Origin of the sequence: Candidatus Laterigemmans baculatus, from assembly GCF_010367455.1 — a bacterium.
Classification (GTDB): Bacteria; Planctomycetota; Planctomycetia; order Pirellulales; family Pirellulaceae; genus Laterigemmans; species Laterigemmans baculatus.
In genome coordinates this window covers 1-25283 of the sequence record NZ_WRPR01000092.1, presented here as the reverse complement: position 1 = coordinate 25283, position 25283 = coordinate 1, and the positions used below count along the sequence as shown (strand labels likewise).

17 protein-coding genes, 1 rRNA gene and 1 pseudogene are annotated in these 25283 nt (G+C 65.4%); 10 read left to right on the top strand and 9 right to left on the bottom strand.

Translation table 11 applies throughout. The features are described from left to right. Positions 1 to 16: 16 nt before the first annotated feature. From GNK13_RS17070 to GNK13_RS17055, 4 genes are all read right to left on the bottom strand, one after another. On the bottom strand, positions 17 to 1063 hold the full coding sequence (locus tag GNK13_RS17070) for a hypothetical protein (protein WP_164103767.1): 1047 nt from the start codon (positions 1061 to 1063) through the stop codon (positions 17 to 19). Positions 1064 to 1066: 3 nt separating this feature from the next. Continuing rightward, positions 1067 to 2416 (bottom strand): hypothetical protein, encoded by a 1350-nt coding sequence (locus tag GNK13_RS17065; RefSeq protein WP_164103766.1) that lies wholly within the window; start codon positions 2414 to 2416, stop codon positions 1067 to 1069. Positions 2417 to 2486: 70 nt separating this feature from the next. After that, complete coding sequence (locus GNK13_RS17060) at positions 2487 to 4007, bottom strand: carboxypeptidase M32 (RefSeq protein ID WP_164103765.1); 1521 nt, start codon at positions 4005 to 4007, stop codon at positions 2487 to 2489. Between the two features lie 222 nt (positions 4008 to 4229). Next, entirely contained in the window at positions 4230 to 6011 is a 1782-nt protein-coding gene (locus GNK13_RS17055) for an AI-2E family transporter (protein WP_164103764.1), read from the bottom strand. Here GNK13_RS17055 and GNK13_RS17050 point away from each other — a divergent pair. The 9 genes from GNK13_RS17050 to xseA all read left to right on the top strand — a co-directional run bounded on the left by GNK13_RS17050 (position 5995) and on the right by xseA (position 18562). Next, positions 5995 to 7185 carry a lysylphosphatidylglycerol synthase transmembrane domain-containing protein gene (locus tag GNK13_RS17050; protein WP_164103763.1) on the top strand — a complete coding sequence of 397 codons (1191 nt, stop codon included), beginning with the start codon at positions 5995 to 5997 and terminating at the stop codon, positions 7183 to 7185. The two genes, GNK13_RS17055 and GNK13_RS17050, sit on opposite strands and share 17 nt — an antisense overlap. Positions 7186 to 7222: 37 nt before the next feature. Continuing rightward, positions 7223 to 8218 (top strand): glycosyltransferase family 2 protein, encoded by a 996-nt coding sequence (locus GNK13_RS17045; protein WP_164103762.1) that lies wholly within the window; start codon positions 7223 to 7225, stop codon positions 8216 to 8218. After that, on the top strand, positions 8205 to 10172 hold the full coding sequence (locus tag GNK13_RS17040) for a hypothetical protein (RefSeq protein WP_164103761.1): 1968 nt from the start codon (positions 8205 to 8207) through the stop codon (positions 10170 to 10172). Before GNK13_RS17045 ends, GNK13_RS17040 begins: the two co-directional genes overlap by 14 nt. Before the next feature lie 78 nt (positions 10173 to 10250). After that, a complete protein-coding gene (locus GNK13_RS17035; RefSeq protein WP_164103760.1) occupies positions 10251 to 11582 on the top strand; it encodes a hypothetical protein in 1332 nt (443 codons plus the stop codon). A gap of 218 nt (positions 11583 to 11800) precedes the next feature. Continuing rightward, positions 11801 to 15100 carry an AsmA-like C-terminal region-containing protein gene (locus tag GNK13_RS17030; protein WP_164103759.1) on the top strand — a complete coding sequence of 1100 codons (3300 nt, stop codon included), beginning with the start codon at positions 11801 to 11803 and terminating at the stop codon, positions 15098 to 15100. Positions 15101 to 15111: 11 nt separating this feature from the next. Further along, positions 15112 to 15438 (top strand): hypothetical protein, encoded by a 327-nt coding sequence (locus tag GNK13_RS17025; protein WP_164103758.1) that lies wholly within the window; start codon positions 15112 to 15114, stop codon positions 15436 to 15438. A gap of 72 nt (positions 15439 to 15510) precedes the next feature. Then, positions 15511 to 16371 carry a diaminopimelate epimerase gene (gene dapF / locus GNK13_RS17020; RefSeq protein WP_235935290.1) on the top strand — a complete coding sequence of 287 codons (861 nt, stop codon included), beginning with the start codon at positions 15511 to 15513 and terminating at the stop codon, positions 16369 to 16371. 60 nt (positions 16372 to 16431) lie between these two features. Further along, on the top strand, positions 16432 to 17274 hold the full coding sequence (locus GNK13_RS17015) for a lysophospholipid acyltransferase family protein (protein ID WP_164103757.1): 843 nt from the start codon (positions 16432 to 16434) through the stop codon (positions 17272 to 17274). A gap of 28 nt (positions 17275 to 17302) precedes the next feature. Then, a complete protein-coding gene (gene xseA, locus GNK13_RS17010) occupies positions 17303 to 18562 on the top strand; it encodes an exodeoxyribonuclease VII large subunit (RefSeq protein ID WP_164103756.1) in 1260 nt (419 codons plus the stop codon). Positions 18563 to 18568: 6 nt separating this feature from the next. Here xseA and GNK13_RS17005 read toward each other — a convergent pair whose 3' ends face one another. Continuing rightward, the gene (locus tag GNK13_RS17005; protein ID WP_164103755.1) at positions 18569 to 19567 is read right to left on the bottom strand and encodes an NAD-dependent epimerase/dehydratase family protein; all 999 of its coding nucleotides are present in this window, start codon (positions 19565 to 19567) and stop codon (positions 18569 to 18571) included. 74 nt (positions 19568 to 19641) lie between these two features. Here GNK13_RS17005 and GNK13_RS17000 point away from each other — a divergent pair. After that, positions 19642 to 20553 (top strand): annotated as a pseudogene (locus tag GNK13_RS17000) (glycosyltransferase); the annotation flags it as partial. 51 nt (positions 20554 to 20604) lie between these two features. Here GNK13_RS17000 and GNK13_RS21985 read toward each other — a convergent pair. From GNK13_RS21985 to rrf, 4 genes are all read right to left on the bottom strand, one after another. Next, positions 20605 to 21681 carry a methyltransferase domain-containing protein gene (locus GNK13_RS21985; protein ID WP_164103753.1) on the bottom strand — a complete coding sequence of 359 codons (1077 nt, stop codon included), beginning with the start codon at positions 21679 to 21681 and terminating at the stop codon, positions 20605 to 20607. Further along, a complete protein-coding gene (gene murJ / locus GNK13_RS16990) occupies positions 21678 to 23228 on the bottom strand; it encodes a murein biosynthesis integral membrane protein MurJ (protein WP_203545377.1) in 1551 nt (516 codons plus the stop codon). The genes GNK13_RS21985 and murJ overlap by 4 nt, the downstream gene beginning before the upstream one ends. 64 nt (positions 23229 to 23292) lie before the next feature. Beyond that, positions 23293 to 24489, bottom strand: coding sequence for a tRNA epoxyqueuosine(34) reductase QueG (queG, locus tag GNK13_RS16985; protein ID WP_164103751.1), 1197 nt, complete (start codon positions 24487 to 24489; stop codon positions 23293 to 23295). Positions 24490 to 25001: 512 nt separating this feature from the next. After that, positions 25002 to 25110: ribosomal RNA gene (rrf, locus tag GNK13_RS16980) — 5S ribosomal RNA — on the bottom strand. Positions 25111 to 25283 lie beyond the last annotated feature (173 nt).

Genomic DNA, 25283 nt, shown 5'->3' with positions numbered 1-25283 from the left:
ACCTCGGATGTACGCCCTACTCCCGCGGCGGCGAGAGCCAGTTCCAGACGGTGGTCCAGGTGCGTCCGGCGAGGCGACCGGAGAGAAGTTCTTCGGTCCAGGTTTCTCGCTCGGCTTCGTAGTTCCGCCAGACCGCTTCGACGTAGGGGCTGCTGGCCGTGCGGAGCGTCGCGTAGAGTCCTTCGGCGTGGATCGCTGCCAGCCCGTCGATGTAGTGCTGCAGCACATGCTGGTCGAAGAGGTTCCCGGCCACGGTCACGCTCGAAAGCGCCCCGCGAGTCGCCAGCGACAGCCGGTTCATCGCAAACATGGTCATCGTCGCACTCACGTCGAGCAGGCCGACTTCCGCCTCGTTGGCCGTGGCCTCCATTTCGGCCCAGAGGCGATTGATTTCCGATTGGGGCAACAGCTGCGCGGGATCGATGCGACCGAGCGCTTGCCGCGTCTGCTCGATCGTCTGTTGCAGTCCAGCGACGTTGATCGGCGGGCAATCGAGCGACTGGACCGTCTGGCCGCTCGCTTCGGAAAGGGCGGTGACAAAATCGGAGACGTGATCGACCGTGCTCTCCTGGTCGATGATCCCCTGCTTTTTGAGCTCGACCGTCAGCTCTTTGAGCAGATGGCCAGAACCGTAAGCGAGGTCGCTGAAAATCGCTAGCACCGTCACCGGCGAGAGGTGCAGCGTCGACATGCTGGCGATCTCCAGCAATCCGCCTACCGCTTTGCGAGCCAAGAAATCCTCGGCTTGCCCCGCTGGGGCCGACGCGTCCGCCCCACCGGCCGCTGCGTCTCCGGGCTGTGCGGGTTGGGCCACGCCCCCGACGTCGCGGGTCATGAAGTCGAGCGATTGCTGGATGAAGGTCGAGTAGCTCCGCGAGGAGCGAAAGGCGGCGGGAATCAGAAGCGTCGCCGTTTCGCCAGCCAGACCGCCGACGATCGCTGAGAGGCTGCGCAGCGTGCGCTCGGGAACCGAGAGCCCGTACAACAGCGAACCGAAGACGTTGAATCCCTCGGAAGGGACCGACGAATCCTCACCGCCTAGGTCTCGGGACGGGAGCGGCATGGGTCATTTTCGGGGAGCGAGGGAGCGGATGTATCCGGCGTGGAGACGCGGCTCGGAAGCCGTGGACTGCAGCTTCCCCAGAACGAGCACGATCGCTCCTTCGCGAGGCAGTTCAACCTGCTGAGGATCGTCGATGTGCATTCTCAGTGGAGTCGCATCGGACGCCGATTTCTTGAGCAGCAGTTCGTCGCCAGCAGCGGAAAATTGGCCGATCGCCACAGCTCCGGTTTCCGCTTCCCCGTCCGCTTCCGCAATTCGCTGGTTGGTCGCCGCGAGAAGTTGCTTCAGCAGCGGGCGGTCGGCCGCCAGCGAGTCGACCAGCGCGTCGATCCGCTCGCGCTGGTCGCCAAGCTCGCGCCCCGCATCGACCAACTCGCTGCCGAGCCCCGCAAGCGCATCGACCAGCGGCTCGAGGTGAGTTTCCGAAGCGTCCTCGCCGGCCGCCTCGTACTGCTGCCACGACTCGTCGGCCCGAGCGACCGCCTGCTCGAGCGAACTCGCAGCGGGCTCGCCGCGATCCGGCGACGGCTCTGCGTCATTCGGCTCACTCGCCGGTACGGGCTCACTGATCGGCTCCGGCTCCCTTGCCGCATCAGGCTCGCTATTGGGTTCCGGTTCGCTGTCGGGTTCGGGAGCGTTGGCTGGCTCGGGCTCGCGGTTAGCCGGCGAGGCCAGGTCGTCGAAGTCGGGGAGCGGCAAATCGACCGGTGGCTCGAGCCCCTCCTGGCTGGGAGCGGCAGCGGGGGCAGGTTCAGTAGGCTGCCAGCCGCGGGGCGGTTCGCCCGCTTGCCAGCTGCGTTCGGAGGTGTTGGTGCTGAGACGGAAGTCGCTACCGGTCTGCCCCCACAAGCCGCGATTGGGACCGCGGAAGGGCCAGACGCCGAGGTCGGGGAGCCGCCCCAGGTACTGCAGAATCAGGAGCGCGATCACGATTCCGGCGACGCCCCCGGCAGCCATCTTGAGGAGCGACCTGAACGGGGAGCCGGGCCGCGAACGCCGCTGCGGGCTGCGGCGGATCGAGCTATCGCCGAACGAATGGCCGGCAATAGCTCCTTCGCTGTCGTGCGTGGCGACTGGGAAGCCGCCGCTGTCCACATCCGCCGAGCCGAGCGAGGCAGCAAACGCGGAAAAATCGTCCTCACCGGCCGGTTCTCCCCATCGCTCCTCCTCCGCCACACCCGAGACACCTGTGCCGACTTCGGGGCCAACGACTTCCAGCATCGGCGGCAGGGACGCCAGCGCTTCGCGGAGCTCAAAACTCTCCTGGCACCACGGACAGCGGACGGTGGTCGAAGGATCGGCAGCGGGGATCCGAACAGGCTCTGCACAGCGCGGGCAGGCAGCGCTTTGCATGGGGGCGACTCCAATGGAAACGAACGCGAACGGCTGGCAGCAGCAAGTATGCTCGCCACGCTCCTCTTTGTCAGCCAATCCCGTACAACGGCGCGTACCGCTGACGCAGACTTTGGATCAGTGGTCCGCTTTCTGGCGATTTTCCGGTCGCCTTTTCGATCAGCTCCGCCGGGGTAAAGCAGCGTCCGTGGCGATGGATGTTCTGCCGCAGCCACTGGAGCAGCGGAGCGAATTCCCCGCGAGCGAACATCGCGTCGAGGTCCCCCAGCTGGCCAGCGGCCGCCTCGAAGAGCTGGGCTGCGTACAGATTGCCGAGAGTGTAGGTAGGGAAGTAACCGATCAGGCCGGCGCTCCAGTGGACATCCTGCAGCACCCCGTCGGCATCCGAGGGGGGAGTAATTCCGATGGTGGTGGCGTAGGCGGCGTTCCAGGCTTCGGGGAGGTCGCGGGCTTCGAGTTCCCCTTCGAGAAGCCGCTGCTCCAGTTCGAATCGCACGATGATGTGGAGGTTGTACGTGGCTTCGTCCGCTTCGACGCGGATCAGCGAGGGCCGCACGACGTTCACCGCGTGGTGGAAGTCGTCGAGCGAAACATCGTCGACGACCTCTGGAAAAACTTCGCCGAGCCGGGGGTAAAAGTAGCTCCAGAACGCTCGCGAGCGGCCGACCAGGTTTTCCCACATCCGCGACTGCGACTCGTGGATTCCGAGGGAAACGAAAGTTCCTGGCGGCAGGCCGTACCACTCGCCGCGGAGCCCTTGGTCGTAGAGCCCGTGTCCCGCCTCGTGCAATGTTCCGAACAGTCCGCCGGAGAACCAGTTGCGTTCGTAGCGGGTGAGAATTCGGCAGTCGTCCGGACCGAGGCTGGTGCAGAACGGGTGCGAGGTCTCGTCCAACCGGCCGCGTGAAAAATCGAATCCCACGGCTTCGGCTGCCATCCAGCTCAGACGGCGTTGGCCCTCGATCGGGTAGGACCGCTCGAGGATCGAGACCTGCGGCTGGTGGGGCGCTCCGCGAAGTTCGTCGACCAGACGCACCAGCTCGACGCGGAGTTCCGCGAAAACTCGGCTCAGCTCCGCCGCCTTGGCTCCCGGTTCGTACTCGTCGAGCAGCGCGTCGTAGAGTGACTGTCCGGGCCGAGCCAACGCCGCTGCGGCTTCGCGTTTGAGCCGAACGATCTCTTCCAGCGCCGGCAGGAATTTGCCAAAATCATCCGCCCGCCGAGCCTCGTCCCACCGCTGTTGCCCTCGGACGGTCGCTCGCGAGAGGGCTTCGACCAGTTGCTGGGGGAGCCGACAATCGCGGCGGTAGTCTTCCTGCATCCAGCGAATCGTCGCGCCAACGTCGGAGTGCGGGTCGGCCGCCCGCTCCCAATTGGCCAGCGCCGCCAGACGCTCGCCAAGCTGTTCGGTAGTCCGGCGGCGATGGATCATCCCACGGAGCAACGTGACTTGCTCGGCCCGATATTCCCCGGCTTGCGGCGGCATCCCCGTCCGCTCGTCCCACTCCAGCGCGTCGGCGGTCGTCTGCAGCAACGCCGTCTCCCGCGCTTCGGCCACGAGCGCTTCGAATGTTTGCTCAAGATCTGCCATCGGGTTCCTTTCTATCGTTCGTTCTACCGTCACCCTCCCCCCGGGAGGGTCGGGCTCTCAGGCCCGGGGAGGGCCAACGTGACCCAGGGCGTCGCTCTGCGGCGTTGCCGCGGCGCTGTGCCCTGGGCTGGATTGTTTGGGCCCCTGCGGGGCGGGAAGGCTTGGTGTTCTTGTCCTTGCCTTTCGACTCGTGTATCGCCGTGGTCCAGCTACTCCTTGGGACTATCGGCCTTTTCTGCGGGCCTGCCGCGACCGATTTTTGGAGGGGCTGCCGGTCGAGGAGGAGTTGTCCGTCGCGGCTTCATCCACTGGGGAACCTTTGGCTCGGCCGCCCGTGGTCGCCAGCACCATGGCTTCCTCGTCGCTGACCCCGGTTCGCAGCTGGATCAGCTCTTGGTTCAGGATTTCCAACGTGGTTTGGAGGAAGACGACCACCATCGGACCGACCAACACTCCGATCGGACCGAACACTTGGACGCCGCCGAGGACGCTGAGCAGGGCCAGCAACGGATGCAGCTGGGAGCGGCCGTGCAGCACGAACACCTTGATCACATTGTCGATCGCCGAGACGACGAACAGCCCGTAGACAGCCAGGGCTATCGCTGCCGTCCAGCGTTCCTGGACCAGGCCCAGCCACAACACGCACGGCAACCACACGGCGGCCGCTCCCAGAAACGGGATCAGCGCCATGAAGGTCGTGATCAGGAACAGGAGGACGATCGACTCGAGTCCCGCGACGTAGTAGCCGAAGGTTGCCAAGATTCCCTGGGCTAGAGCGCTGAGGACGGTGGCCAGCACCACGGCGCGGCTGGTGCGGTCGAACTCCATCAGCAACTCCTGCTCGTAACGGTCGTCCAGGGGGCTGAGTCGCATCAGGGTGCGAACCATTCCGGGGCCGTCGACCAGGAAGAAGTAGACGGCGAGGATCAGGATGCCCAGACCGATCAACGTCTGGACCAGGAACTCGCCAGTGGCGCTGGTGACGAGCAACAGCCGGGATTGCAGATAGAGCTGACCCTGCTGGATCCAGCGGCTAATGTCCTCGTCGGTCGGGTTGGCCCAAAGCTTCAACTGGGACGAAAGCGTCCCGCCGAGCAGCAGCGTCGTCAGTTCGCGGGTGTGGTCGTCGAGCTGGACCAGCGTCCGTTGGAATCGTTCGACTGGCGAGCGGTAGTCGACCGGGGCCGCGGCTTCGGGAGCGTCGAGAGTTTCGGAAGCGTCTGGATCCTCGAGCTCCACCTCCCCGTCGAGGAAGTGTTCCTCGGTTGCGGTGGTCGGTTCCGGCTCGGGATCGGCCGCGGCACTGGGAGCGGCAGCGGCGCTGGGATCGGCAGCGGCGCTGGGATCGGCAGCGATAGCCGGGGGGGCTCGGCCTGGCGGGAGGAGTCCGCCGCCGGTGGTGGCGGCCTGTTCGGCGGCTTGCTCGGCCGCTTGGTCGGCAGCCAGCACGGCGACGTCGGCCTTGAGCTGGTCGAGGGCGGCGGCGGTCTCGGCGAACGCATGGGCCTGATCATCGCTGAGCGGGGCGAAGTCCTGCTCGAGAGTCCGCAGCTGTTGCTCGAATTCGCGAAACCGGTCCTCCGCCGCCTTGAGTTGTTTGGCGGGAGCGAGGTCGGGGATTTCGCCGAACGACTCGACGACTTGCCGAACGCGGAGAAACGGTGCGATGTTGTCGATCTCCAGCCCCAGTTGCTGTCGCGTTCGCTGGACAGCCAACGCCACGCTGTTGTAATTGACGCGTGAGAGCGAGCGGGTGGCTTGGGCGGCCGCGATGCTGATCGTCAGCAGGGTCGGGAGCAGCACGACCAGCAGGATGGCGCTGGTCGTGGCGAGGGCCGCCGCACGCGGGCGTCCCAGACGCTGGCCCATCCATTCGTGGATCGGGCGAAAGATCACGACGAGCAAGACGGCGAGAAACAAAGGCACGAAGAAGCCCACCATCACGCGGTAGAATAGAATTCCGACCACGACGACGACGATCAACAGCATGATGGTGGATATCATTCGCGACATCCGACAATACCTCTGGGCGGCGAGGAGGGAGCGGACTCCGGGGGAGACGAGCGTGGTGGCGATTGTCGGTGATCGCAGGCGAAATGCCTATAGTGCGTGGCGGGTGATCGTGGCGCTGGTCGTGGCCGTGTTCTTCGTCTTGGCAGCGGTCGATGCGGCCCGCCAGTTGAGCGGCCGGATGATGGAGCTCGACGGAGAGATTCAGGCTCTGCAGCTGCAGCTCGAGAGCGAACCGGCGCTCGACCCGCTCGGCGTGCGGGAGCAGATCGAGGCGCTTTCGGCCCAGCGGCTGACGATTCACAACATCGGCTGGGGGAAGCTGGCTGCCTCGGCGGGCGTTTATACCGTGGCGCTGGTCCTCTGCGCTTGCTTTTGGCATGACTGCTTAGGGGCGTTCGGGGCCCGCATCCCGCTGCACGTCTCGGTGGCCGCTCACGTGCTCGGGCACGTGGGGAAATATGTTCCCGGCAAAGCGATGGTTGTGCTGCTCCGCGTTTCAGCCGTCGGCCGGCACGCGGGGGTGGGGCGAATTCCCGCGGCCTTGGCGGTGTTCATCGAGACGCTCACGCTGATGGCCAGCGGAGCGACGTTGGCGGGGCTCGCGATTCTGATGCTCCCGGCCGAGACTTGGCTGCGGCTTCTGGCCGGCGCTCTGGCGGTGTTGGCGGTGATTCCGACGCTGCCTCCGCTGTTCCGCTTGGTGCTAGCGCGATTGGCCCGGACGCGGTTTGGGCGGGGAGCCGATTTTTCAGCCACTGCGTTTGACTGGTCGCTGATGCTCCGCGGGTGGTTGTGGACCGGGGCGGCGTGGCTGATGTTCGGGCTGGCGTTCTGGTTGATCGTGCTGGCCACTCCCGGCGTGGGCGAGGGAGCGGAGGGATGGAGCGGATATTTGACGGCGGCGGCGACGATCGCACTGGCCATGGTGGCGGGGTTTCTGTCGTTGATTCCCGGCGGTGCGGGCGTTCGCGAGCTGGTGATCATCGCCTTGCTCGCGCCGCTCTCTGGCACTGGACCGGCGCTGGCTGCCGCGGTCCTCGCCCGGTTGGTGTTCCTGCTGACCGAAACAGCCACCTCGGGGATTACGTGGGGCATTCTTCGCTGGACCGAACCGGTCGAATCGGAGGAGGGAATCGACTACAACAGCAGTACGGTGGCTCATTAGCCGCAAAGTCCTGCCCTCCGATCCCCCCCTTGGATCAATGCTGCTCGTTCCCGCCGCCAGTTCTCCAGTTGCCATCGTCATTCCGGTTTTCAACGAGCGGGAATCGCTAGAGGAACTTCGCAAACAGATCGCCGAGGTGGCCGCGGCGCACCAGTTGGATCTGGAAGTGATCTTTGTCGACGACGGATCGACTGACGGATCGTGGGAGATCGAAGCCCGCTTGGCCGCCGAAGTCCCGCGGACCCGAGCGATTCGGTTCCGGAGGAACTTTGGCAAAGCCGCCGCGTTGGCCGCGGGCTTTGATGCGGCGGAGCGGCCGATCGTGATGACGATGGACGCCGATCTGCAGGACGATCCGCAGGAAATTCCGCGGTTCCTCGAGATGCTTGATTCAGGGCTGGATGTGGTCAGCGGCTGGAAACGGGTGCGGCACGATCCGTGGCATAAGACCGGTCCGAGTCGCGTCTTCAACTGGATGGTCGGACGGCTGACCGGGGTGCGGATCCACGATCACAATTGCGGTTTCAAGGCTTACCGGCGAGAGATTTTCGACGAAGTCAAGCTCTATGGAGAGCTGCATCGTTTCGTCCCCGTGCTGGCGGCGGCCCGTGGGTGGCGAGTGGGGGAGATTGCGATCCAGCATCACCCCCGCCGCTTTGGGCATTCGAAGTACGGGGCTCGGCGATTGGTGAAAGGGTTTCTCGATCTGCTGACGATTTACTTTTTGACCGGCTACGCGCAGCGTCCGCTGCACCTGATGGGATCGGTTGGATTGATCAGCTTTCTCGCCGGCGGGCTGGGGCTGGTTTATTTGACCATTCGATGGTGCTTGTCGCGAATCGTCGAAGGTTGGGAGGTCGTGCATTTGCACGAGACAGCGATCTTCTATTACTGCATTCTCGCCTTGCTGTTTGGGGCTCAACTGGTGGTCGCTGGGTTACTAGCCGAAATGCTCGCTGCGGTGGTCCGGCCGCGGTCGGTTCCCTACTCGGTCGCCGAGACGGTCGGCGAGGCATGCGATGCAGTCGGCTGACGCTGATGCGGGCGGAGCCGAGATGGAGCGAAGCGGTGCGACGCAGGGAATCTGCTGGCTGCTGGTCGGTGTGGGACTGGCGATGGTGGCCGCCCGGATCGCGGTGGTGCGTTCCGCGACCGGCGAAGTGCCCTTTCTGGGAGCCAACGATCGCAGCCGCTGGGCGACGGTTTCGGCGTTAGTCGACGACGGCACTTACGCGATCGATCGGCAGCTGGAGATTCGCGACGCGGGCACCGGGCGACGCACGTGGCAGACGATCGATCTGGTCCGCCACCGAGGCCGCGACGGCCGGCAACATTACTACAGCAGCAAGCCGCCGCTACTGCCCACGATGATTGCCGGCGTCTACGCCGCCGTCCGCGGGGCGACCGGTTCGACGCTCGAGGAGCGTCCGTTCTTCGTGGGGCGGTGGGTCTTGGCGCTGGTCAATCTACCGATGCTCGCGGTGCTCTACGGGTGCGTCGTGTCGGTGATCCTCCGCTGCCGCCTTGGAGTAAGCCGTTGCGGAACGGGCCATTTTGGGGGATGGGGAGCAGTCTTCCTGACCGCCGGCACGGTATTCGGGACGCTGGTCACGCCCTTTGCGATCACTCTGAACAACCACCTCCCCGCGGCCATGGCCACCGCCGTAGCCCTCTGGTGCTTTGTCAACCTACACCGGCGGGGGGGGCTGGAAAGGGGTCAGAGCCCTGGAACATTGCCCCGCCAGGGAGGGGGTCCGGAAAAGGCTGTGACCCCTTCGGTGGCCAAAGGGAGGCAGAGCCCTGAAATGTCGCCCCACCAGGGGGGTGTTTCGGGAAGGGCTGTGACCCCTTCCGGGGCGACCCCTTCCGGGGCGGAGAGGGGGCTGAGCTCGTGGGGGACGCTTTGGGAGAGTCTGCTGGGGGCGCGGGGGCTGCCTCGGGCGGGTTGGGGGTGGATGTTTTTGGCCGGTGCGGCGGCCGCGTTCGCCGTAGCCAATGAGTTGCCGGCGCTGTCGATGGCGGCCGTGTGGAGCGTGATGGCGCTCCGCCGCGATTGGATTCGTGGTTTGACAGCATTCGCCCCCGGGGCGTTGTTGGTCGCCGTTGCGTTTTTTGGGACCAATTGGCTCGCGCACGCGACCTGGCGCCCTGCCTATGCCCACCGCACCGTGGGAGCCCCTGTCGCCTCCTTTGAAGCCACCACGGCTGCTTCCCCGTCGAGTGGGCCCCGACCCGCCGACGTTCGCCGCGCTTTGACTGCATTTGCCGAAGGACCTGTCACCGTCGAGCCCTCGCGGACCCCCGACCGGTGGCGAGCCCATTTCCGCGATACCGATCAACTGTGGGCGATCGAACGAGCGGCTGACGTAAACGCCGGAGGAAGGTCGGGGGGAGCGACACGTTTTGTCATCCGCGAGTGGGACGACTGGTATGACTATCCGGGCAGCTACTGGACGGCCGAAAATCTCACGGGCGTCGATCGCGGTGAGCCCTCGCGAGTCGTCTACGCGTTTCACATGCTCGGCGGTCACCACGGAGTGTTTTCGCTGACTCCGCTGTGGCTGCTGTCGCTCGTCGGAAGCGTGCTGTGGCTCGTGCGAGGTGGACGCACTGGCCGAGCTACCGAGGCAGCTGAGTCCGAAGAGGGGGGCGAAGCGGAGCCGGACCCGCTGTTTCGACGCTTGTTGGCTGCCGGAATCGTGGCCGTGACGCTCGTTTGCATGGCGTTTTACGTGGCCCGTCCGCTGATCGACCGCAATTACGGCGGGGTCAGCGTCGCTTTCCGTTGGCTGCTGTGGCTGGTGCCACTCTGGTTGTGGCTGGCAATTCCGGCTGTTGCGGCAATGCAGCGAAGCCGCTGGGGACGGGCGGTCTGCGGGGTCCTGCTGATCGGGAGCACGTTCTCGGTCTTTGCCGCGCTCGAAAATCCCTGGTCCCACCCGTGGATCTATCGCTACCTGGACTATCTGGGCTGGATTGCGGATTGAAGCGGCGGCTAGGATCGACCAGTTGCCCCCGGCAAAATTTGGCCCGCCTCCGAAAAAATCCCGACGCAGATTCCTCCGATGTCGGATCGCCGTTTTTGGATCTCGATTTTCCTGGTGCTCGCCGTAGCCCTGGGGCTCCGCATCGGCGTGGCCTCCTGGTGGCAGACGCGGCTGGACCGACAGGACCGAGCTTTTGGGATGGGCGACTCCGAAGGCTACTGGGTGTTGGCTGGTCAGCTCGCGGCGGGACTGCCCTACCAGTATGGAAGCCCGGACGCGGCGGTTTTTCGAGCACCGGGCTATCCCTTGTTGCTATCGCCGCTGCATGCGCCCGACGATCCTCGGCAGCCGCTGTGGTCGCGCAGCCTGGGGAAGGCGCGGCTGCTCGGCTGCGTGTTGGGAACGTTAGCGGTGGGATTGGTGATCGGTTTGTCGGTGTGGCTCGATGGCCGCGGGACCGCGATCATCGCGGGCACACTTGCGGCGCTCTATCCTGGCGGAGTGACGATGAGCGTGTTGCTGCTCAGCGAAGCGCCGTTCGTTCCGTTGATGTTGCTGGTGCTGGGAGCTCTGGTTGCCCTGTTGCAGAGCGAGCACCATCCCGAGGCGGATCGCCGCCGCGGGCGAGGAATCGTGCTGGCCGGGGCGGCCGGTTGCCTCTCGGGGCTCGCCGTGCTGACGCGTCCCAGCTGGCTACTATTTCTCCCGTTCTATTTCGCGCTTCGTTTGGTGTTGGCCGAGCAGCGCCGCCGAGAATTAGGTTGGGCGATCGTTGCTGGGACGGCGATGGCGGTGACGATGGCGCCCTGGTGGGTCCGCAACTACCGCGTCACCGGCCAGTTCGTTCCGACGACGCTTCAGGTCGGCGCCAGCCTGTATGACGGATGGCATGCGGGAGCGACCGGGGCGAGCGACACGGGAATGGAATTCAGCAGCGAGTTTGCCGCCGAACTCCGTCGCGAAGACGCGGCGGCGGGAGGAGGGCCGCGAGCCAACTTCGAGTACCGCTTGAACCAGCGAATGGCGGCGGCGGCGGTCGCCTGGGCAAGGGAGCATCCCGGCGAGGTGGTGCGGTTGGCGGGAGCGAAGATCGCCCGCACCTGGTGGCCCTGGCCCTCGGCGGCCGAGCTTCCCGGAGGCGCGGTGGTGCGGTGGGCGTTCGCCTTGGGAGCATTGGCGATCGCGGTGCCCGGAGCGATCTACGCCGTCGGGCGGCGGTTCTGGCGGTCTCCGCTCTTTCCGTTGGTCGTGCCGGTGTTGTATTTCACCTTGTTGCACGCCGTGTTCGTCGGCTCGATCCGTTACCGCCAGCCCGCGCTGGTCGCCCTGATCGTCTTGGCGGCACCTCAGTACATGCACTGGTGGCGACGGCTCGCCCCCACGACAGCCACCACCAGTTCCTCCGTTTGAAAGCATCGTTCTGAGGCATGGAAGCCGACGCAACGACGAGACGATCGAACGGGCCGCCACCCACTTCGGGACCGCCCAGCCCGCCGCCCGGCAGTCCCGGGAAGACCGAGGCTGCGAAGGACGCGAAGGCTGCGCGAGAGGCGAAAGCTGCGCGAGACCCGAAAGCTGCGCGAGACACGAAAGGTGCGCGGGGTCCGGGAGCTGCGTCGCGGTGGGGGATGACGCTCGTGGTCATCGTGCTGTTGTTGCTGTGCGGGCGCTTGCTGCTGCCCGATGCGGTGGGCGAGCAGGTCCGGCGCTCGTTCTTAAAGGCGTTGCAGGACCACTACCGCGGCTTGAGTGTGACGATCGCTGGCGGTCGGTATGAACCGAGTGTCGGCGTGATCCTGACGGGAATCGTGATTCGCGACGCCCGGCTTCCGACCGACGCTCGGCCACTGTTGCAGATCGATCGGCTGCTGATCGAAACCGAACTGGGACTCGAGCGACTCGGCGAGGGGGAAGCTCCCCTGCTCGCGCGGCGTGTGATTATCGACGGAGCCGAGCTGAACGCGTGGCCCGAAGCCGGTGGCGGGTGGTCGAGCGAGAAACTCTGGCCGCTGCCGGAGATGGGCCCCGGTTGTCCCTTGGTGATGGCTTCGAACAGCCGCTTTCGTCTGTGCCGCGACTGGCGAGCCGAGACTCCTGCGAGCGAATTGCAGGAGATTTCGGTGGCCGTTCGTCAGCCGGCCGTGGGGGGCGAGGCGGGCAGCCGACAGCTCACGCTCAAAGGGAGTGGCGGGTTTGTCGAATCCTTTGGCGTCTCGGCCGCAATCGCCCCCGATGGTGGAGTGGCAGCCAAAGTCGTGGCCGAGCGGCTGACGCTCGACCGGCTCGTGTTCGCACGCCTACCGCCCGAGCTCCGCCAGCGGCTCGCCCCGGTGCTGGGGCTCTCGGCGATCGTCGATCTCGATCTGCGGATCGGCGGAACCACGGCGGCTCCGCTGCAGCAGTGGGTGACGCGGTGCACGGTTCACAGCGGTCGATTCCAGCACCCCCAACTGCCACACTCGATCGAAGGCATCCGCGGCGTGCTCGCGGCCGATCCCCGCGGCGTGCGAATCGAGCGAGCGAGCTACACGATCGACGGTGCCGAGTGCCACACCAGTGGCGTCGTTCGGGGGCTCTCATGGCCTTCGCCCGTGGCCCTCCGCGTCGACGCCGACCAGCTGATGCTCGATCGCCGCCTCGTGCCGCTGCTGCCGGAGGAAGGGCGTGAGATTTGGGAGCGACTGCAGCCGAACGGTCGCGTCGACGTCCGCGGTCACGTCCAGTTCGATGGCCAGCGGTGGAATTTCGATACCGAGGTCCAGTGCCATTCGCTGGAGCTGGAGATCGAGCAATTCCCCTACCCGCTCCGCGAAGTCAACGGGATCGTCCGCTACCGCAATCGCATCGCCACGACCGAGCGGCTGACGTGCCGCGCCGGCGACGCCCAGCTGATCTGCGCCTTCCAACTGACTCCGCCGGACTCGGGCAGCGAACACTTCATCGAGATCGAAGCGGACAACCCGCTACCGATCGACGAGACATTGCTCTCGGCCCTGACGCCGCGGGGCGAGCCCACCGGCAAACTCGAAACCTTCGTCCGCTCGCTCGCCCCCGGCGGTTCGGTCCAACTGCTCGCCGCCCGCCTGGGACGCGACGCTACCGGCCAACCCACCAAGCGGCTCGATTTGGAGATCCTCGGCGGGCGGCTCCGCTACGAAGGATTCCCCTATCCGTTGTACGAAGTCCGCGGGAGGATCGCGGTCGACGACCGGAGCGTGCGGCTGTCGCACTTCCAAGCTCAAAATGACGGCGGGGCGTCGATTCAGTGCGAGGGAGTTTGGTTGCCGCCCCCTGAACCTAACCCGTCCGCGCCCACGAACCAGTCCGCACAAGCGTACTCGCCCGACGCGACGTACTCGCCCGAAGCGACCTACGCGGGAGGCCGAGCCTCTCGCAGCCCATCCGCGCTGACCGGCAAGCTCGACCTGACTTTCCGCGGCTACGGAATCCCGCTCGACGACGGGCTGCGAACCGCCCTGCCCCTCGCGGCCCGCCAGACCTGGGACACGTTGGCCCCCTCGGGAGTCCTCGAGTACCTGGAAGTCAACTTGGCCGACGGCCCCCAGCCGGGCCCGCCACGGCTGACCGTCGTCGCCCAGCAGTACGGCAATTCGGGCGTGGCCCGCCGCGACGTCAGCGTCACGCCGGTGACGCTGCCGTATCGCTTGAACATTTCCCGCGGCACCGTGCGGCTCGAAGGCGACCGGATCACGATCCGCGATTTGGACGGCTACCACGGTCCATCGCGGTTGTCGGCTGAAGGGCAATGCCACCGCCGCGACGATGGTCGCTGGCAGCTCGACCTCAATTTGCTAACCGGCAGTCGGCTGCGTCCCGATGCAGAGCTGATCGAAGCCCTCCCGGCCGAGATCCGCGGCAGCTTTGCCAAGCTGCAGCTGCGAGAACCGGTCAGCCTTCGCGGCACCACGCAGCTGATCCTTCCTTCGCCGGAGCTGCCGCAGCCCGTCTTCAGCTGGGATGTGCTGTTGCAGCTCGAAGGCAATCGGATCGGCGATGCCGGCCCGGTCCACGATATCCGCGGCGAAATTCTCGTGCGAGGTTCGGCCGGTGCTGAGACAGCGACCGCCGACGGTTCGATCCGAATCGACTCGATGCACGTCTACGACCTGCAGCTGACCGAGATCGAGGGACCGTTCTCGATTCGCGGACCCCGCTTGCAGATGGGCATTCCCACGGTCGAGGACCCTTCGCAGACGATTCCCATCCGAGGGCGAATCTTCGGAGGAGTGCTCGAGATGCGCGGTGAAATGGCGCTCTCGAGCGGTCAGTTCGGCGTCGACATCACCCTCGACCAAGCCGACGTCGCTCAGCTCTTGGCCGACTTGAATCAATCGCACGCTTCGTTGAGCGGCGTTTTTGCCGGCGAGGTGCACCTGGAAGGGATCATGGGAGCGGCCAACCTGCTCCGCGGCGTCGGAACGGCGGAGGTCAGCCACACGAATCTGTACCAGTTGCCGCTGATCGTTCACCTCTTCAACCAATTGCGGCTGACACCGGCCGAGGACGTCGCCTTTACCGATGGAACGACCAGCTTCACGATCGATGGGGATCTGCTGACGTTCAACGAACTGCAACTCTGGGGCGATCTGGTGGCTCTGCAAGGCGGGGGCACGATCAACAGCCGCCACGAGCTGGATCTCACCTTCAACACCCGCGTCAGCCCCCAAAATGTCTGGAGCCGACTGGTGCGACCGCTGAGCAGCCAAAAATATACGCTGTGGACGATCAATGTTCTGGGCCCGCTGGCCGATCCAAAGATTGAGCGAAGGGCCCTCGATGCGGTCGGCGAGACGCTTGAGCGAATGTTCCCGGTGATGGATCGGCAGAGTGAGCAAGGGTCGGCGGAGCTCGGCGAGACGCCTCGCTCGGCAAGCCGTCGAGAACTCCCCTTCGGTGCGAAACGTTAAACTTTGCCACGATGAATATCCTCCCAACCTCCGGAATCGCTTCGCTCGCAGGCACCGCCCGCGCGCAGGCTCATGCAACCGACGCCGAGCGGCGGAGTCCCTCGGCTGAGGCTGCGGTCGATCCCCCGATCCGCGAGGTGGCGGAAATCGAGGCCGGACAGAAATCGCACGACCGCGACGCCGATGGACGGCAGTTGCTCGAGCAGCCAAATGACGAGGCAGCGGACACCCACGACGAGCATGCCCACGACGAAAATATCCGCGACGAGCATGCCCGCGATTCCAGCGGCAAGGATCCGAGCGAGAGCGCGGGAAACCATCTCGACTTTGAAGCCTAGTGCCTAACGCCTAGTGCCTAACGCCTGAAGCCTGAAGCCTGAAGCCTGAAGCCCAACGCCTGAAGCCTAACGATGACAGCACCTGCGATGATCCGGTTCACCAAGATGCACGGCGCCGGCAACGACTACGTGTATGTGAACTGTTTTGACCAACCCGAACCGGCCGATCCAGCCGCCCTGGCGCGTCGGATCTCCGACCGCCGGTTCGGGGTCGGCGGGGACGGGATGATTTTGATCTTGCCGAGCGACACGGCTGCGGCCCGGATGCGGATGTTCAACGCCGATGGCAGCGAAGGCGAGATGTGCGGCAACGGCATTCGCTGCGTCGCCAAGTACGTCTACGACCACGGGATCTGCCAGCAGCCGCGGCTGCGGATCGACACGGGGGCCGGGCCGCTCGAGATCGAGTTGGGGATCGAAGCGGGCAAAGCGGTGACGGCCACGGTCGACATGGGACCGCCCCGGCTGCGACCCGAGGAGGTTCCCACGACGCTGGCTGCGGGGGACAGCATCGTCGATTTGCCCGTCACCGTGGGGGGCGTCGAGTTGGCGGTGACTTGCGTCTCGATGGGCAATCCGCACTGCGTCATCTTCGTCCCCGAAGCGACCGACGATCTCGTGCTCCGCGTCGGCCCGCTGATCGAGAACCACCCGGCGTTTCCCAAGCGGACGAACGTCGAGTTTGTAGAGACGATCGCTCGCGACGAAGTCCGGCAGCGGACTTGGGAACGCGGTTCGGGAGAGACCTGGGCCTGTGGCACGGGGGCTTCGGCTGTGTGTGTTGCCGGAGTTTTGACCGGTCGCACCGAGGCGGAGATCCTCAACCATCTCCGCGGCGGCGACCTCCGCCTGCGTTGGCCCGGCCCCGGCTCGAGCGTGATCATGACCGGACCGGCCACCGAAGTCTTCAGCGGGACGTTTCCGCTGTCGTAACGCGGCGGCTCCCAACCGTCCTGGAGGATGAATTCCACGCACTTGAAATGCGGTATTGCCATGACTCACGCCTCAAAATTTTTCGCCGACCTCGGGGGGCTTTGCTTAGCCACCTTCATCCGCAACTGGATGCGTTCGCTTCGCTACGAGGCGTCGTATTACGCGGTCGAGAACGATCCGTCGCACCCGCGGTTTGCGGGGCCGGCGATCTACATCTTCTGGCATGAATACATTCCCTTCATGTTTTACCTTCGCGGGCACTGCAATATCGCGATGCTGGTCAGCCAGCACCGCGATGCCGAGTTGCTCTCGCGTGCCGCCGGGGTGATGGGGTTCGATCTGGTCCGCGGCTCGTCGCGTCGCGGCGCGGTTGTGGCGCTGCGGAAGCTGATGCGCAAGGGCCGCGGAAAGAACCTGACGCTCACGCCTGACGGTCCCAAAGGGCCTCGTCGCCAGCTCGCTCCGGGTTGCCTGTACCTGTCGGCTAAGCTCGGAATCCCGCTGGTTCCGGTCGGACTCGGCTATGAGAATCCGTGGCGGAGCCGGCGGGCGTGGGACCGCTTCGCCGTTCCCCGCCCCTGGTCGCGAGCCTGTGCCTTGCTCGGCCCGGCGATTCAAATTCCCGATCGGCTCGAGCGCGACGAGATCGAGGATTGGCGGCAGCGCGTTGAAGAAGCGCTGAACCTGTGCACCGAAGCGGCCGAGCGGTGGGCCGAGACCGGGCGGCCGGTGGGACCCCACGCCGCCTATCGTCGAGCGCCCCAAGCGTTACGATTGTTCCATACGCCCGCCCCCCAGCCGCAGCAGTCGCATCAACTGGGTGTCACGGCGGGTCCGGACGAGTCGGCGCGGCCCGCCAGCGACGCCGCACCAGCTTTAAACCGGGTCCGTCTGGCCGCCTGAATTTCGCACTTCATCCCCTCCTCTCGCGATGCCTTCCCCCGATCCCGCCCAAGCGATCTCGGTTTCCGAACTGACGGCGATGATCAAGGGCACGCTGGAGATGAATTTCTCGTCGGTGTGGGTCTCCGGCGAGGTGACCGACATTGCCCGGCCGCGGAGCGGGCACATCTATCTGACGCTCAAGGATGGCCAGAGCCAGATTCGAGGGATCATCTGGCGAAGCGTCGCCGAGCGGCTGCCGTTCGACCTGGATGACGGCCAAGCGGTGATCTGTTTTGGCAGCATCGACGTCTACGCGGCCCGCGGCAGCTACCAGCTGGTGATTCGCAAAGCCGAGCCGCAAGGAATCGGCGCCCTGCAGCTGGCCTTCCGCCAGATGCAGCAGCGGTTGGCCGACGAAGGCTTGTTCGCTCCGGAGCGGAAACGGCCGCTGCCGAATTTTCCCAAGCGAGTTGGTTTCGTCACCAGCCCCACCGGAGCCGCGGTGCGCGATTTTTTGGAGGTCGCGCTGCGTCGTTGGCCGGGGATCGAGGTGATCGTGATTCCGGCCAAAGTCCAGGGAGCCGGCGCGGCGCGGTCGATCTGCGAGGGGATCATCGCCGCCAACGCGTTCACTCCTTCGCTGGACGTGTTGGTCGTCGGCCGCGGCGGCGGCAGCTTGGAAGACTTGTGGTGCTTTAACGAAGAGCTGGTGGTCCGTGCTCTGGCGGCGTCGACCGTGCCCACCGTCTCGGCCGTGGGGCACGAGATCGACGTCACGCTCTCGGACTTGGCGGCTGACGCTCGGGCCCTCACCCCGACCGCCGCGGCGGAGATGGTCGTCCCCGACATCGCCCAGCTGCATCGGATGCTCGACCAGTACGCCGACCGCATGCTGCGGCCGATCCGCAGCCAAATGGAGCTGTACCGCGAGCGGTTGCGGTCGCTCGAGCGGCGCCCGGTCTTCACGCAGCCATTCGATCGCCTTCAGCAACTCGCTCGGCGGTTGGATGAGCTCGATCTACGTAGCCGACGGGCGATCGAAGCGAACTTGCGGCGGTTCCACGATCGGCTGCAACGAGCCTCCGCGACGCTCGCCGCCCTCAGCCCCCTGGCGACGCTCTCGCGAGGCTACTCGGCCACCTATCGCGCGGCCGACCAGGGACTACTGCGGTCGATCCGCGACGTGCAAACCGGCGAGGAACTGGTCACTCAACTCGGCGACGGGCGGGTGCGGAGCACGGTCTCGGCGATCGAAGCGACCGGGGTCGGAAACGGGACGGTTGCCGATGAGGGTGCGGCTTCCTAGCCCCCCTCACTGCCACCGCGGCGGTAAGCGAGCGGGTAATTCGATCGGGGCCGGGCAAGGCGTGGGGCTTGGAATCGGGGCGGTGCGGACCTGCGCCGCCATCCGCTGAAGCCCCTCCCGCAGCTCGACCGATTCGCCGAGAGCTTCGGGAAAAACGCGCGCCGCCTTCTCGTGGTCGGCATGGGCGTGCTGCACCTCGTTCCGCGGTTCGAGCGTTGCAATCTTCCGCTCGACCCCCAGCACCTCGGCGACCGCTGTAGCCAATTCCGCGACACTGGTGGGCTGGTCTCCACCGATGTTGAAGGTCTGGTTTTTGGCGGCCGGTTCGGTTGCCGCTGCGGCGATCGCTTCGGCGACCGGCGTGATGTAGGAGAAGCTCCGCGTCTGGCTGCCATCGCCGAAAATCGGGAACGGTTCGCCCTGCAACCCACACCGCATGAAGATGCCGACGACGTTGCGATAGAGGTCCGCAATGTTCTGCCGCGGACCGTACACGTTGTGCGGCCGGAAAAGAGTGTAGGTAGGGCCGCCGAAGTAATCGTGAGCAGCGCGGATCTGCTGCTCGCAGGCGAGCTTGGCGATGCCGTAGGGGTCGCAGGGATGGCAGGCGTCCGCTTCGCGAAAGGCTCCTCCGCCGGTGGGATGCCCATAGACGGCGATCGAAGAGGTGAACACGAAGTGCCCCGCCGCCGCTCGCTGGCTGGCAGCCAACACGTTGACCGTCCCCAGCACATTGTTCTGGTAGTTGAAGTGAGGGATGTGGTGGCTGAGCCCTTCGGCAGCGTAGGCCGCGAGATGAAAGACCGCATCGGGACGATAGGCTTTGAACAAATCGTCCAGCGGAGCGTTGCAGCTGAGGGGCTCGAAGTCGACCGCCGCGGGGACGTTCTCGCGAAAGCCTCCCGAGAGATCATCGATCCCGAGCACTCGGTAGCCTCGCGCCAGCAGTCGGTCCGCCACATGCGAACCGATGAAACCGGCCACACCTGTTACAATTGCTCGCATCCCCCGGTTCCCTCGTCGCTCGTCCACCTGAACTGCCGCCGACTCGCTCGACTCATCCGTGCCCCCCAAGACGCATGCGTTTTCTGTTCGTCGCTTCTGGCGCCGCCGTCCCCTCGACTCGCTTTCGCGTCTTCCCCTATTTGCCGTTACTTCGGCAGGCCGGGCATCGCTGCGACGTCGCGTGCAGCTTTCCTCAAAAGTATGACTACTTTCCCACGATCGGCTGGCGAGCCAGCCAACTCCTGAAGCGGACGACGCGGCACTGGCATGCGATGCAGGCTCGGCTGCGGCACTACGACGCAATCGTAATCGAACGCGAAGTTTTCGACGACGACAGCTGGAACATTGAGGCGAAGCTGCGACGCTGCACCGGCCGTTTGGTGCTCGACGTCGACGATGGAATTCACTTGCTGCATCCCGAGAAATTCGCCGCGGTCGCACGGATGTGCGACGCGGCGATCGGCGGGAACCGCTACCTCGAAGAAGTCCTCCGGCCGCTGTGTCCCGAGGTGCACGGGATTCCGACGTGCGTGCGATTGTCGGATTACCCACAGCGGCAGCTTCCCCCGACAACTGCGAAACCGACCGTCGGCTGGATTGGGACGACGCACAACGTGGAGTTCCTCGCCGTTTGCGCCGCCGCGCTCCGCCACGCAGCCGCGGAGATTCCCTTTCGATTGCTCGTCATCGCTCCCAGCCCCGAGCATCTCGCCGAGCTCGATCTCAGCGGAGTCGAGGTGGACTACCGCCGTTGGGATCCGAACACCGAGGTAGCGCTGCTGCAAGAGATGGACATCGGCCTGATGCCGCTGCCTGCTGGCCAGCCGTGGATGAAGTACAAGTGCGGTTTGAAGTTGATTCAGTACTTGGCCGTGGGAACGCCGGGAATCGCTTCTCCGATCGGTGTCAATGATGAGATCTTGGCGGGGGATGCAGTGGGGCGGCGCGCGACGACCGAAGCGGAGTGGCGAACCGCACTGGTCGAGCTGCTCAGCGACGCGGAGAAACGGCAGCAACTCGGACGGGCTGGCCGCGAGCTAGTCGCCGCTTCCTACAGCATCGAAGCCAACTGGCGACGCCTCGAAGCGATTCTCTGCGGCCGTTCCAGCGACGGTGTTTCGGGGCCTGACGGCGACCACCGTGATGCGGCCGGCCAAGCCTGAGACCGCTAGCAACCGGGCGGGCAGCAACGATATCCAGTGCAGCCACCGCGGCGTTTCGCCCCGGAAGATCTCCATCAACCGCCGAGGCCACCGGGCTTGCGGAAAATGGGCCATCCCCCAAGCCGCGAGACCGGCATACGAGTCGCGAATCCCCGCCTGGTAAATCACCTGCACCTCGCTGAAGCCCACGCGATGAAGCACGCGGCGGAGCTCGGACGCCGAGAAAACTTGCAGGTGCCGCGGGGGATCGTAGCCCTGCCAGTATCGGCCAAACATCCACCGCTCGAGCGAAGCCGCATTGGGAACGCTCACCGCCAGCACTCCGCCGGGCGTCAGCGTTCGGTGAGCCAGGCTCAGAAACGCGAGCGGATCTGGGACGTGCTCGAGAACCATCCAGGAGGCGATGCAGTCCCGGGACTGCGGCGCCAGCTCCGCTTGGTCGAGCCGCCCGACGAAGACGGGAATGCCGCGCCGCTCCGCCTGAGCGGCTGCCGCCTCCGACGGTTCGATGCCGTCGACGATCCAGCCGAGCGCAGCGGCCCGCTCCAAAAATCCCCCGTGGGCACAGCCGATTTCCAGCATCCGCGATTCCCCCGGCTGCGGAGGCGCAGGGAGAACGGTCGCTCGCTCGTCCCCCAGATAGCGAAGCAGCCGCCGCAGGCCGGTCACCGTCCCCAGAGAGCGTTTCCATCCGGGGCGCCGGGGCGCGAGCTCGCTGCTCGAGGGGCTGGCTCCCAGATGAGGCCCGTAGCTGGCCGGGTAGCAGGCGAGCAGCGACGCGTCGCTTGGACGAGGGTTCAGGAAAACGTGCCCGCACGCTTCGCAGCGGACAAAGCGAAACTCCCCGGGAACCGAGTAGACGTAATCGCGAGCGACGCACAGCGGACGATCCCGATCGCTTCCGCAGATCGGACAGGGAATTGTGATGAGCTCGAGGTCGGCAATCGTCACGGGGCGGTCCCCTCTCGACGCGGCAACAGGTGCAGCACCCGTGGCATGAACTCACTCCGCATCAGCGACTGGGCGGCGACGTAGACCAGCAATCCCACCGCTCCGCCCACCAGAGCTCCTCCCCGGGGTAACAGGCTCACTGGAATCGCTCCGGCGGCCGCGGCGACCAACGAAGCCGCTACCGCTTTGACGAACGCCGGCCAAAGCCCGCCGAAGGCAGCTCGCCCCATCGTCGTGTGGATCAACCACAGAAACACGCTGACGTTGAGCAAGTAATAGAGCGTCGTACCAGCCGCCACTCCGGCGATGCCGAAGGGCCTTGAGAGCGTGAGCTTAAGTACCACGCCGATCGTAAACCCGACGACTGCGATGACCGCGGGGCCGCGCGTGTAGCCGCGAGCGTAGAGCGATTTTGCAGCGATCTCACCAATGCTGGCCGCCGCCAACATCCCCATCAAAATGCTCAGCAGGGCGGCAACGCTGCGGGTCGCTTCGGGACCGAACTCGCCTCGCTCAAAAAGATCCGAAACGATCGAGCGGCCGAAGAGGAGCACGGCCACGATGCAGGGCACCAGCAAAAAAACGAGGAACCGCCACGACAGGGCCAGCAATCCCGCATGCCGCTGCTGCTGGGCTCCCTCACCGTGCGCCACCAGTTGAGGGAAGATCGCCACGCTCAACCCGCTGCTGACGAGCGTCGCCAGCGCCGTCATCAACCGCTGAGCATAGCCCAACTCGGCGATGCTGCCCGGCTCGAGGTGCGAGGCGATCATCCGGTCGACGAGCGGATCGATGCGAGCGTAGATCCCCGCCAACAACAGCGGCAGTACTAGAACGCAGAACCGCCATATTCCCGCGTCGCCCGGCTCCGCTGCGGAGTACCGATGCGACCTCCCGCCGCCCGCGAGCGAGCGGCCGAGCGGCAGCAGGAGCGTCGCAACTGCGACCACCCCTCCAGCGACCGTGCCGTGAGCGATGTCCAGAAGCGTCACCTCGCTCAGCCCGCTGATCCACAGCAGCGGAACGGTGACGCCAAACAGATTCGAGACGGCGGCCAACCGAAAATGTTGCCGCGCATGATGGACCGCCTGCAGCAGCGTGATCGCGACGTTCAGCGGGATCAGCCAGCACAGCCGGATCAGAAAGCCCGCGGCCAGCTCCAGCTCTCCTGGACTGAAGCCACTGAACAGGAACCCGGCCGCACCGAGCGGTCGCCAGGCAATCACCGCCGCTAACAACGTCCCGAGGCTGACAAACAGCCCCACCACCGAAGCGGCGAGCCGCCAGGATGCCGCATCCCGACGGTCCTGGAACAACCGCACCATCTCGGGTATCAGGACCAGCGGCAACGGGGCTGCCAAAACCGCCGAGACAGCGATCGGCACCGCTAGCGCCGCGTTGAACGCATCCACCGCCGGGGACGTTCCAAACCACCACGCGACCAACGTGAGAAGGAGAAACTGGAACACCATCTGAAGAAGGCTGCACGCAGTCAGGAACGCTACATTCCCCAGCGGCAGACGAGCTTCTTTCGTGGGTGCGTCCAAACTCAGTGGCCCAGGTTCCGTGCAAAAAGATGAAGCGTCTCGAATGATACTCTAGCATCCACGCTCATGGCTCTGCCTGGTCCAGCGCCCGCAACGCTCGTTCGTCGCCACCCGCGCCACCCGCACCGCCACGCAACGCTCGCTCGATCTCCGAGCGGACCTCTGCGTCCGCCTCCACCGCCAATCGCTCCCGCAAGATTCCTTTCCCGCCGGCCGCTCCCACTCGACCGATCGCCCATGCGGCGGCGCCCCGCACCAGGGGGTCCGGGTCCAATAGCCCCTTCCGCAGCGCCGGCAACGCTTCCTCGGCTCGCTGGTTACCGAGGACGATCGCCGCGTTCCGCAGGATACCGCTTCGGCGGGAGCGCCATAGCGGGGTTTTGCGGAACCTCGCTCGAAATGCCTCGCCATCCAAATCGAAGAGCTCGAGCAAACTGAGCGACTGCCAAAACGCCTCCCCGCCGGTCCCTTCGTCCGCCGCGGATACCGGCGCCGAGTCTCGCGGCCGATTCCATGGGCAAACCTCTTGGCACACGTCGCAGCCAAAAAACCAGGAACCGACCGCCTCGCGAAGCTGAAGCGGGATCGGCTCCCGACTCTCGATCGTCAGATAGCTGATGCACCGCCGCGCATCGAGCACGCCCGGCTCCGGAAACGCATCGGTTGGGCACGCATCCAAGCAACGCCGGCAGGTCCCGCAGTGGCTACTTTCGTGTGGAAGGTCTACTGGCAGCGCGAGATCGGTCACCAGTGCGGCGAGGAAGAAGTAGCTTCCGGCGAACTTGTCAATCAGCAGCGTGTTCTTGCCCTGCCATCCGAGCCCGGCGAGTCGCCCGAAGTCACGCTCGAGCAGGGGAGCGGTGTCGATCACCCCACGCGTCCGCGACTCCGGATGCGCCTCCTGAAGAATCCGCCGCAGCCGCTTGAGCTTCGGATGGATGACGTCGTGATAGTCGGCACCGCTGCCAAGATAGCGAGCCATCCTGCCCCGCCCCGCCGCCAGTGGCTCGGCCGCCTGCCGCGGATAGGGATAAGTCAACATCACGACGCTCCGCGCCCCCTCGAGCACGCCGCTCGGATGGCGATACGCATCGCGGCGATCGGGGATGTACTGCATCGAGCCGGCGTAACCGGCGGTGATCCAGTCCAACAGCCTCGAGAACCCTCGGGGCTCGACGGCCGCCGCGACCCCACACTGAGAGAACCCTTCGGCCGCAGCGGCCGAGTGGAGTGCTGCAGTCAGATCGGGGGAAACGCTCATGGCAGTTGCTGCGAAGCCACCGGGGACACAGAGGGCACCGAGAGCACCGAGGAAGACCGACGTGAAAAAGTTGAGCTTCGCCAACCATTCCCTCCGCCTCTGTGAGCTCTGTGACCTCTGTGGCTGATCCGGGAAGCGTGTTTATCTACAGCGCGAAGCTCGAGGGCTGAACATCGGCGATATCTGTGTGATCCGCGGTCCAGTGCCATCCCCAGTGGCGAAACGCTCATGGGAGTTGCTGCGAAGCCACCGAGGACACAGAGAGCACCGAGGAAGTCTGAAGTGAAGGAGTTAAGCTTCGCCAACCATTCCCTCCGCCTCTGTGAGCTCTGTGCCCTCTGTGGCTGATCCGCGGGGCGGGCCCACCAGCAGCGCGAAGACCGAGGGCTGAACATCCGCGATATCTGAGTGATCCGCGGTCCGGTGCCGCCCTCTGTGGCGAAACGCTCATGGGAGTGAGCGAGCGGCGCATGAAAAAACCCTCTGGGCCAAAGACCAAGAGGGTTTTTAAAATCCGGCGATACCTACTTTCACGCTGGTATGCACTATCATCGGCTCGGAAAGCTTAACTGCTGTGTTCGGGATGGGAACAGGTGTCACCTTTCCGATATGTTCACCGGAAGGACGGGTGCCGGGGTATTTCGCCCGGCACCAGCCGTGTGTTGTTGGGTAAATCGCGATTCTTATAAGAAGCGGTGACCGAACGCGGAGGCGTCCGTCACGAGTGCAAGATAGTGATGGTCAAACTTTCGCCCGTTAGTACTGGTTAGCTCAACACGTTACCGTGCTTACAC

Coding starts and splice junctions, on each gene's coding strand:
- GNK13_RS17065 (WP_164103766.1), bottom strand. CDS start 2,416: ATGCAAAGCGCTGCCTGCCCGCGCTGTGCAGAGCCTGTTCGGATCCCC.
- GNK13_RS17040 (WP_164103761.1), top strand. CDS start 8,205: ATGCAGTCGGCTGACGCTGATGCGGGCGGAGCCGAGATGGAGCGAAGC.
- GNK13_RS17035 (WP_164103760.1), top strand. CDS start 10,251: ATGTCGGATCGCCGTTTTTGGATCTCGATTTTCCTGGTGCTCGCCGTA.
- xseA (WP_164103756.1), top strand. CDS start 17,303: ATGCCTTCCCCCGATCCCGCCCAAGCGATCTCGGTTTCCGAACTGACG.
- GNK13_RS17045 (WP_164103762.1), top strand. CDS start 7,223: ATGCTGCTCGTTCCCGCCGCCAGTTCTCCAGTTGCCATCGTCATTCCG.
- GNK13_RS17015 (WP_164103757.1), top strand. CDS start 16,432: ATGACTCACGCCTCAAAATTTTTCGCCGACCTCGGGGGGCTTTGCTTA.
- GNK13_RS17060 (WP_164103765.1), bottom strand. CDS start 4,007: ATGGCAGATCTTGAGCAAACATTCGAAGCGCTCGTGGCCGAAGCGCGG.
- GNK13_RS17025 (WP_164103758.1), top strand. CDS start 15,112: ATGAATATCCTCCCAACCTCCGGAATCGCTTCGCTCGCAGGCACCGCC.
- dapF (WP_235935290.1), top strand. CDS start 15,511: ATGACAGCACCTGCGATGATCCGGTTCACCAAGATGCACGGCGCCGGC.
- GNK13_RS17070 (WP_164103767.1), bottom strand. CDS start 1,063: ATGCCGCTCCCGTCCCGAGACCTAGGCGGTGAGGATTCGTCGGTCCCT.
- GNK13_RS17050 (WP_164103763.1), top strand. CDS start 5,995: ATGATGGTGGATATCATTCGCGACATCCGACAATACCTCTGGGCGGCG.
- queG (WP_164103751.1), bottom strand. CDS start 24,489: ATGAGCGTTTCCCCCGATCTGACTGCAGCACTCCACTCGGCCGCTGCG.
- GNK13_RS17055 (WP_164103764.1), bottom strand. CDS start 6,011: ATGATATCCACCATCATGCTGTTGATCGTCGTCGTCGTGGTCGGAATT.
- GNK13_RS17005 (WP_164103755.1), bottom strand. CDS start 19,567: ATGCGAGCAATTGTAACAGGTGTGGCCGGTTTCATCGGTTCGCATGTG.
- GNK13_RS17030 (WP_164103759.1), top strand. CDS start 11,801: ATGACGCTCGTGGTCATCGTGCTGTTGTTGCTGTGCGGGCGCTTGCTG.